Below are 9,423 nucleotides of genomic sequence, written 5' to 3' on the forward strand. Positions count from 1 at the left end.
TCATGGTACTAATCGTACTAATGGTGATCGACTTCTTTTTGCGAAAAGTAATCATAGGATTATCCGTTCGGTTTTCTAAATCATCCGCAACACGATTCGATGATTTATTGGTGAAGAATAAGGCACCAAGGAATTTTGCCCATATCATACCCGTTATACTTGCTTATAAGGCAGTACCGGCTATTTTCATGGATTTCCCAAATACAGAGATCTTTTTTACCAAGACCTTAGAAATTTTTGGCATCGTGTTGTTCCTTTGGATCATACGCAGTTTGTTGCATACCGCCAAGGATTTTTTGAAAACAATACCCAGCTTAAAAGACAAGCCTATCGATAGCTATATTCAGGTATTCATGATTTTTGCCTGGGCCATTGTCTCGTTTTATATCTTTTCCATTGTCTCTGGCATGGAATTATGGAAATTCCTAACCGCCTTGGGTACAGCCTCTGCTGTGATCATTCTTATCTTTAAGGATACCATTTTAGGCTTTGTGGCCAGCATACAGGTTTCCATCAACGATATGGTACGCATTGGGGATTGGATCACTTTTGAGAAATATGGAGCCGATGGGGATGTCATAGAAATCAACCTCGCCACGGTGAAAGTCCAGAATTTCGATAAGACGATCACCACCATTCCCACCTATGCGTTGATCTCGGATTCTTTCAAGAATTGGCGGGGAATGAGCGATTCCCCCGGAAGGCGTATTAAAAGGGCCTTGATCATAAAACAGGAAAGCATTCGGTTTTTGACCAAGGAAAATTTAGACGCGTTGAAAAAGATTGAATTGATCCGGGAATACCTCGAAAATAGGGGCCGTGCCATAGAGGCATATAATACGGACAACAACATTGACAAGTCTTTATTGATCAATGGAAAGAATCTTACCAATGTGGGGGTTTTTAGAAAATATATCGATACGTACATCCACACCCATTCGGGTATCAATAAGGATATGACCATTATGGTTCGTCAATTGGAGCCCACCTCCCAAGGGCTACCCATTGAGATCTATGCCTTTAGCAGTGATAAACGTTGGGCCAATTATGAATACATCATGGCCGATATCTTCGATCATCTTTTAGCGGCCATCCCCTATTTTCAACTGGAAGGTTTTGAATTGCCGAGCAGTACTAATTTTAAGTCCAAATAACCCAATAACCTTTAGCCAAGAAATATCGATGGTTACGTTATCAGCTATTTGACTTCATCAAGGTGGTCATCCCAGTTTTCCACATGGGGTTTCCCCAACTTACCCACCGATTTGGCCACTATGGTAGCAACGGTAGCATCGCCGGTAACGTTGACAATCGTTCGACACATGTCCAAGGGGCGATCGACAGCGAAAATCAAGGCCAAGCCAATGGCCAATTTATCGGCAGGAAACCCTACGGATTCCAAAACAATGACTAACATGACCATCCCCGCACCGGGAACGGCAGCAGATCCAATAGAGGCCAATAAGGCCGTTAAGACAATGGTCAATTGCGCGCCAATACCAAGATGAAAATCCAAGGCTTGTGCAATAAAGACCGCAGCAACTCCTTGATAGAGACTTGTACCATCCATATTGATCGTAGCCCCCACCGGTAAAACAAAACTGGAAACCTCTTTATCCACACCAATATGTTCCTCTACCCTTTCCATGGTTACGGGCAAGGTCGCCGCACTCGAACTCGTGGAAAATGCCAATAATTGGGCCGGACTGATTTCTTTTAAAAACCAAAATGGATTCTTTTTTGCAACGGTGTAGATCACAATAGCGTAGAAGACAATCATTAAGAACAATCCCAATACTACAACCCCAGCATACTTTAAAAGGGCCAAAAGTAAATCAGGGTCGCTTGAGGATACCACGACACTGGCAAGAAGGGCAAAAACGGCAACCGGGGCCGACAACATGATCAAATCGACCATTTTTAATACCACATAATTAAGCGCGTCAAAGAATTTTTTTAGTGGTTTTGCCTTTTTCTCACCGATCAATAGCATGGATATTCCCATGAAAATGGTAAAGAAAATGACCTGTAGCATTAATTTGTTATCGCTCATGGCCATCATGGCATTGTCAGGGACCATATCCTCTAAAAAGCGAAGTGGCCCTGCTTCTTTTTGTTTAGAGGCCTCCGCTATCTTTGAGGTAACTTCACTATCATTTGCATATGCAGTGGTTAACTTGTCTATCGTCTCTTGTGAAATACCATCGCCAGGCTGAATGGCATTGACCAAGATCAACCCGATGGTAATGGCAATAATGGTGGTACAAACATAAATCACTATGGTTCGTAGGCCAATGTTCTTGAATTTTGAAATATCCTTCAAATCGGAAATCCCCTTGATCAATGAGGCCAATATCAATGGAATGGCAATGAGTTTCAGAAGTTTGACGAAAATTGTTCCTAAGGGTTGGATCCAATCGGAAACAAAATCCCTGCCCCAACTGATCTGAGTCATCGCAAATCCGAAGAGAATGCCCAAAATCATTCCAATCAAAATTTGCCAATGCAATTCCAATTTTTTCATAAACATTGTTTGATTTCTGGGGTAATATACCACTTTGAACCGAAAAGGTGCAAGCTTGGTTACAATTTTATGGTACGGGCCAATAAAGTGTAGTCAGCCAGAACCAAGGCGGCCATGGCTTCAACGATGGGAACGGCCCTTGGGACCACACATGGATCATGGCGCCCTTTCCCCTTAGTTGTTATCGGGTTTCCTGCCTTGTCGATGGTATCATAGGATTGTATAACCGTAGCTACCGGTTTAAAGGCCACATTGAAGTAAATATCCATGCCATTACTAATTCCTCCTTGAATACCCCCGCTATGATTGGTTTTTGTACTACCATCTTTGTTGTATTGGTCGTTATGCACACTGCCTTTCATTTTCACCCCTGCGAAACCACTACCGTATTCAAACCCTTTTACAGCATTGATCGATAACATTGCCTTGCCCAATTCGGCGTGCAATTTATCAAAAACAGGGTCACCAAGGCCAATTGGCATATTCTGGATAACACACGTAATCACGCCACCAATGGTATCACCCTCCTTGCGTATGTACTTGATATATTCCTCCATTTTCAAGGCCATAGCCGCATCTGGACAACGTACGGGGTTCGATTCGATCAAGGAAAAGTCGAGGTTTTGATAATTTTTAGGCAACGTCAAATCCCCCACTTGGGAAACGTAGGCATTGATTCGTAGGTTCGAAAGGAATTGTTTGGCAATCGCCCCAGCCACTACCCTACTGGCAGTTTCACGGGCCGAACTACGGCCGCCACCTCGATAATCCCTAAAGCCATATTTTTGGTCATACACATAATCGGCATGCGATGGTCTGTAGGAATCTTTAATATGGGTATAGTCCCCTGATTTTTGATTGGTGTTGTATATCGCAAATCCAATGGGCGTACCTGTTGTCTTCCCTTCAAATATACCCGAGAAAAACTCCACTGTATCGGGTTCTTTCCGTTGAGTGACAATTGCAGATTGGCCCGGTTTACGCCGGTCAAGTTCTTTTTGGATCGCTTCGAAATCCAAGGCAATACCAGGGGGACATCCATCCAACACTCCTCCAATGGCTGCGCCGTGCGATTCCCCGAAAGTGGTCAACTTAAAAAGATTTCCGAAAGTATTCCCTGCCATGCTTTATGTGTTATATTCTAAGTACCAAAGGTAAATGTTAATTCATGGATTCAAAAATCATTTTACCAATGCATTTTTTAAGATTGAAATGGGATGCAAGGCCACTCTGCCCGTACCGTCATGAATCTGATGTCTACAACTTGTGCCATTGGCCGCAATGAGGGTATTTTGATCACAATCACGTACCGCAGGGAACAATTTCAATTCCCCTATTTGCATACTTACGTCGTAATGTTCTTTTTCATAACCAAAGGAACCCGCCATACCGCAGCAGCCCGAACTGATAATGGAAACCGTATAGTTCTCAGGCAAGTTGAGGATATCAAAAGTGACCTTTTGGTTCGACAAGGCTTTTTGATGGCAATGGTTATGTATTTTGATTGTTCTGGCTTCCTTAGTGAATTTATCAGCACTAAGGAAACCTTTCTGAACCTCGCTGGCCAAAAATTCCTCGATTATAAAAGCATTGTTTGCGATGGCCTCGACCTCAATCATGTTCGGCGCCAATCGTTTATATTCATCCCTAAACGACAATATGGCCGAGGGCTCCAAACCGAGTACAGGAATCTGTTGTTCTGCAAAAACCTTCAACCGATTTATATTGCCAACTGCCAATCGCTGGGCCTGCCTTAAAAACCCTTTCGATAGGTAGGTTCGTCCGCTCTCGGCATAAAACAATTGTACATCATAACCCAATCCCGTAAGCAGTTCAATGGCGTCCTTACCTAGATCCGTATCCATATAATGGGTGAACTCGTCAATATAAAGTATAACTTTTTTATTTGACTTATTCCTTTGTATGTTAGTATTTTGAAGATGCTTATCGAAATTAAAACTTGAAACCTTTGGCATGGAGCGCTGCTTGGCTACGCCCACCGATTGTTTCAATATTCCACTAAGCATTTCAGAACTATATATGGCGTTGGTCAACCACGAAACCCTACTACCAATTTTATTGAGTTTAGTATTGTAGGCAAAAAGTCTACTGCGAAAGGAATACCCCTTCTTTTCTTGGTATTGATATAAAAATTCGGCTTTAAGACTGGCTATATCCACATTGCTGGGGCATTCACTGGCGCAAGCCTTACAGCTTAAACAGAGATCGAAAACTTCCTTTAGTTCGTCTTGGTTGAATTTATTGGAGGCGCCTCCGGTGGTTAAAAATTCACGAAATGCATTAGCCCTTCCCCTAGTGGTATCTTTTTCGTTTTTTGTGGCATGATAACTAGGGCACATGCCCCCTTTTGCATGGTGCGTCTTACGACAATCCCCACTACCATTGCATTTCTCGGCCGCTTTTAAAATACCTTCACTATCGGAAAAATCCATTAAGGTTGAAATCGTAGGTTCCTCCCTATCTATTTCATATCGCAAGGACTCATCCATCGGGTAGGCATCGACAATCTTTCCGGGATTGAAAATTCCTTTGGGATCGAAAGAAGCCTTGATCCGCTTTAATAAACTGTAATTATTCTCCCCGATCATCATGGGGATAAACTCTGCGCGAACAATACCATCGCCATGCTCCCCACTAAAAGAACCCTTGTATTTCTTGGTAAGTTTGGCAACATCCGTGGTAATGGATCGAAACAGCCCTACATCACTTGATTTTTTAAGATTGAGGATTGGCCGCAGATGCAATTCACCCGCCCCTGCATGTGCATAGTACACGGCTTCTTGTCCGTAATCTTTCATTATGGCCGTAAATTCGCCAATAAAATCCTTCAAATCCTCCAATGCCACCGCAGTGTCCTCAATACAGGCCACAGCTTTCCTATCACCTACAATATTGCCCAAAAGTCCTAGGCCTGCTTTACGAAGCTCAACAGCCTTCGCTATATCACCACCATAAAGAATGGGGCTCGCATAACTTAATCCTGATGCATTTATAGTGGCAATGAGCTTTTTGATATCATCCTGAAGCTCCTCTTCGCTTTCTGCCTTTACTTCCAACATCAATAAAGCAGAGGGGTCCCCTTCGACAAAAAACCGATTCTTAAGCTGGGTCTTGTTGTTTTTCGTGCAATCCAAGATAACCTTATCCATCATTTCACACAAATGCAATCCATGATTCATGACAGGCATAACATCACTCAAACAATCTTCAAGGGTATTGTAATGGGTGACGACCATGGCGGAGTACTTGGGCGGAATCTCATCCAATTTTACCGTAATTTCCGTGGTAAATGCCAGCGTTCCTTCACTTCCGGTAAGCAGGTCACAGTAATTGAAAGTTTCTTCCTCCCCACCGAAAACATTGCTTTTCAATAATTCATCAATCGCATACCCTGTATTTCGTCGGTGAATTTCAGGCTTCGGAAATTCATTATTTACTTCTTTTTGTATAGTACTAATTGACAACTCATTGTATATATTTTGGTAAAGCTTTCCTTCAAGGGTATCTAACTTGGTTTTTTCATGGAACTCTGTTTTGGAAAGCGATTTGAACTCCGCTTCTGAACCATCGGACAATACTGTTTTCAAAGAAACAACCTTATCCCGGGTCACCCCATATTGGATGGAAGTGGTCCCAGAGGAATTATTGCCGACCATACCCCCTATCATACAACGGTTGGAGGTAGAGGTATTCGGTCCAAAAAACAACCCATGCGGTGCAAGGAATTGATTGAGCTCATCGCGGATAACGCCGGGTTGCAGGGTCACTTGTTTGTTTGTGACATCCAAATCAAGAATCTCGGTGAAATGCTTCGAAACATCAACCACCATACCTTCGCCGACGCACTGTCCGGCCAAGGAGGTACCAGCTGCCCTTGGAATGAGCCCTATGTTACTTTCAGAAGCAAAACGTACCAATTCCTGAATATCCTTGGTGTTTTTCGGAAAGGCAACGGCAAGGGGAATCTTGCGATACACAGAGGCGTCAGTGGCATAAAGGGCGGTGCTTAACCTATCGATCAAAAGTTCTCCCGCCAACCTTTGTCGCAATCCTTTTAAATCAATATCGATCAATCTGGTACAATTTTGGATGCTAAATTAAGATATTATTTTGAGCAAAGTCAAGAATCCTTATTTTTACAACTCTAAATTCAAATCTTATGAAATTTTTAAAAACACTTACATTACTTGCTTGTATCGCTTCTTTTTCGACTGGTTTCGGTCAGGAAATCTCAGAACACGCCTTAGGCTTACGTCTGGGGGACAGTGATGGTTTTGGAGCTGAGATCTCCTATCAAAAATCGCTTTCGCAATACAACCGATTGGAAGTCGATCTAGGATGGAGGGACCACCGTTACTTCAATGCCTTTAAGTTAGCCGGGGTATACCAATGGGTGCTGCCCCTGGATGGTAATTTTAATTGGTACTACGGTGTTGGTGGCGGCTTAGGAAATGTAGATTTTAACTATCTTACCGATGATGATGATGGCCTCTTTATATTTGGGGCCGGGAATATCGGGATAGAATATAATTTCGACATACCCCTACTACTATCTTTGGATTTTAGACCGGAAATCGGATTGGTCGGTTACGATGGCTTCTCTGATAATTTTGATTTTGATATTGCCCTAGGTATACGGTATCAATTCTAATGCATTTCCATTAAAAATAAAAATCCCCAACAGTTGTTGGGGATTTTTTATATATGGGCGCTAATAACTACATTTGCATATCTTTAAAAATCGATACGAATGAGAAATAGTTTTTTAGCCCTAATCGCCATAGGAATTTTGGCTTCCTGTAATTCAAAACCCGAAGGCTACACCTTCAATGGAACAATTTCCGGGGATATTGCCGATGGCACAGAGGTTTATTTAAAAAAGGGAGGTGAGAATAATCGCTTGGTCGAAGTTGATACGACGACCATCACCAATGGGACATTCATTTTCACGGGCGCCAAAGACCAGCCTGAAATGCACTATATTTTTGTCGACAAAATAGGCGGGTATGGTGCCGCCATTTTGGAAAATGGGGATATCGAATTCTCGGCCCATAAGGACAGTCTAGGGTATTCCAAAACTATAGGCACACCCCAAAATGATTTTTTACTTGATTTTCAGGAAAAATCAAGAAAAGTATCGAACCAGGCCATTAATATCCAAAATGATATTAGGAAAGCCACTGGAGCTCGGGATACGGTTTTAATCAACTCCTTACAAGAAGAATTGAATGAATTGCAAGGGGAATACGAAACTTTTGAGATCGACTATATCAAAGCGAATCCAAAAGCCCTGATTTCCGCTTTGTTGATCGATAGGGCCATTAATAATAGGACATTGACTACCCAAGAAATTCAGGGATTATATGATGGACTTTCACCGGATGTCAAAGAAACTGAATCAGCTATAAAGGTATTGAAATCCTTGGATGCTTTAAAAAAAAGGGAGGCTAATTCCAAAAGCACCAATATAGGTTCGGTAGCGCCCAATTTTTCCGCTCCCTCACCTTCGGGAAAGTTATTGGCATTGAACGACATCAAAGGAAAGGCAACCCTCATCGATTTTTGGGCAGCCTGGTGTAGACCTTGTCGAGCCGAGAACCCAAATGTAGTAAGGGTATACAACAAATACCACGATAAGGGTTTAAGTATAATCGGTGTTTCTTTGGATAAAACGGCCGAAGCCTGGAAAAAAGCTATCGAAGAGGATAAATTGGACTGGCACCATGTATCCAATGTTGCCTATTTTAACGATGCCATAGCCAAGCAATACAATGTAGATGCCATACCTGCTACCTTTTTGTTGGATGAAAATGGGGTTATCGTTGCCAAAAATTTAAGGGGTCCTGCCTTGGAAGCCCGAATTTCGGAACTGCTCAATTAGAAGGTCTGCCTCTACAAAAACTAAAAAACCCTGACGATATCGTCAGGGTTTTTTATTGAATGACCGTACGTCCTAAAATTTGCTATTTGAGTCCTCAAAAGTTCCAAGTACCGATACGGAGCCGTTTTTCTTAACATCCCCAAAAACGGTAACCACGGAGGCATCTCCGATAAATTCGAGGGTAGCCCCATCATTGAGGATCAAATCCCCATAAATGGTCAAATTTCCCTCCACTCTAAAGGTGGCGTTTGAATTCACCACAATATTCTTTCTTTTATTGTTCCTTCCTATCGTTAATGTTCCGTTCATCTCGAACAACGCATCGCTATTGATGTTACTGTCGTTGTGCACCGTCCATGACCCACATAACAATAGGTTTCCATTGACCGAAACAGTATTGAAACTTTTTGCACCGCTATACTCCTTTGTTTCCCCTTGGTTCACAGTGAGGTTGGCACTGCCTGAGTAAGAAGGCAAGCTAGAACAACGGCTTACAAGGGATTCATCAGGTCGGTTTAACTTAATGACCTGCAGCCCTTGTTTTCCTGAGGCCGCAAAAATATAATCATCCTTGGACTCCACATAATTAATAGATCCCTCGAGATCGATTACACCGACAACGCCCATGTCACCATCCTTATCCTCTGAAAGACAAAGACCCGAACCTCCATTGGCCATTAGAATGACGTTCTCATTGGTTGCCACGGCATTTGTTTCACTCCATGTTGAGGTTCCATCCGAAAGGATGGGTATATATTCGAGCAATGAACCACTCAAAGCACTATAGACTCCAGCGCCTTTCGCACCTTCGGAGACTATGACCATGTCGTTATCAAAAGCAAGGGTCCTTTTGGTCCCTGCCCCAAAATCAGTGTTAATTGCGATTTCCTTGGTTATGTTCAAATTCGCATCCAAGATACTAACCCCTTTACCTGCATCAAGCACTGCATATTGATCATTGTTCAATGATACCGATCGTAAGTCTTTAAAAGATGCC

Annotated in this window: 6 protein-coding genes and 1 pseudogene; 3 read left to right on the forward strand and 4 right to left on the reverse strand. The window is 42.6% G+C overall.

Annotated features, from left to right (window positions below; all coding sequences use genetic code 11):
• The coding region (locus tag WBM98_RS14755; protein ID WP_424366792.1) for a mechanosensitive ion channel family protein at nt 1-1,154 on the forward strand (1,154 nt) is incomplete at its 5' end.
• Nucleotides 1,155-1,198: 44 nt separating this feature from the next.
• Here WBM98_RS14755 and WBM98_RS14760 read toward each other — a convergent pair.
• Genes WBM98_RS14760 through WBM98_RS14770 form a run of 3 tightly spaced genes read right to left on the reverse strand, consistent with a single transcriptional unit; the run spans nt 1,199 to nt 6,615 of the window.
• Entirely contained in the window at nt 1,199-2,524 is a 1,326-nt protein-coding gene (locus tag WBM98_RS14760; protein WP_424366793.1) for a dicarboxylate/amino acid:cation symporter, read from the reverse strand.
• Nucleotides 2,525-2,583: 59 nt separating this feature from the next.
• Complete coding sequence (gene aroC / locus WBM98_RS14765; RefSeq protein ID WP_424366794.1) at nt 2,584-3,648, reverse strand: chorismate synthase; 1,065 nt, start codon at nt 3,646-3,648, stop codon at nt 2,584-2,586.
• A gap of 57 nt (nt 3,649-3,705) precedes the next feature.
• The gene (locus WBM98_RS14770) at nt 3,706-6,615 is read right to left on the reverse strand and encodes an FAD-binding and (Fe-S)-binding domain-containing protein (RefSeq protein ID WP_424366797.1); all 2,910 of its coding nucleotides are present in this window, start codon (nt 6,613-6,615) and stop codon (nt 3,706-3,708) included.
• A gap of 89 nt (nt 6,616-6,704) precedes the next feature.
• On the opposite strand from WBM98_RS14770, the gene WBM98_RS14775 reads away from it, so the two are divergent.
• Together WBM98_RS14775 and WBM98_RS14780 are read left to right on the forward strand one after the other, a co-directional pair.
• Entirely contained in the window at nt 6,705-7,196 is a 492-nt protein-coding gene (locus WBM98_RS14775) for a hypothetical protein (RefSeq protein ID WP_424366795.1), read from the forward strand.
• A 99-nt stretch (nt 7,197-7,295) separates the two neighbouring features.
• Nucleotides 7,296-8,426 (forward strand): redoxin domain-containing protein, encoded by a 1,131-nt coding sequence (locus WBM98_RS14780; protein ID WP_424366796.1) that lies wholly within the window; start codon nt 7,296-7,298, stop codon nt 8,424-8,426.
• A 72-nt stretch (nt 8,427-8,498) separates the two neighbouring features.
• Here the strand turns inward: WBM98_RS14780 and WBM98_RS14785 are convergent.
• Nucleotides 8,499-9,423 (reverse strand): annotated as a pseudogene (locus WBM98_RS14785) (hypothetical protein); the annotation flags it as partial.

Origin of the sequence: Maribacter sp., assembly GCF_049667165.1 — a bacterium.
Classification (GTDB): Bacteria; Bacteroidota; Bacteroidia; order Flavobacteriales; family Flavobacteriaceae; genus Maribacter_A.

Bases quoted from the DNA above. Each gene is read 5' to 3' on its own strand.
- WBM98_RS14760 (WP_424366793.1), bottom strand. From the start codon at position 2,524: ATGAAAAAATTGGAATTGCATTGGCAAATTTTGATTGGAATGATTTTG.
- aroC (WP_424366794.1), bottom strand. From the start codon at position 3,648: ATGGCAGGGAATACTTTCGGAAATCTTTTTAAGTTGACCACTTTCGGG.
- WBM98_RS14775 (WP_424366795.1), top strand. From the start codon at position 6,705: ATGAAATTTTTAAAAACACTTACATTACTTGCTTGTATCGCTTCTTTT.
- WBM98_RS14780 (WP_424366796.1), top strand. From the start codon at position 7,296: ATGAGAAATAGTTTTTTAGCCCTAATCGCCATAGGAATTTTGGCTTCC.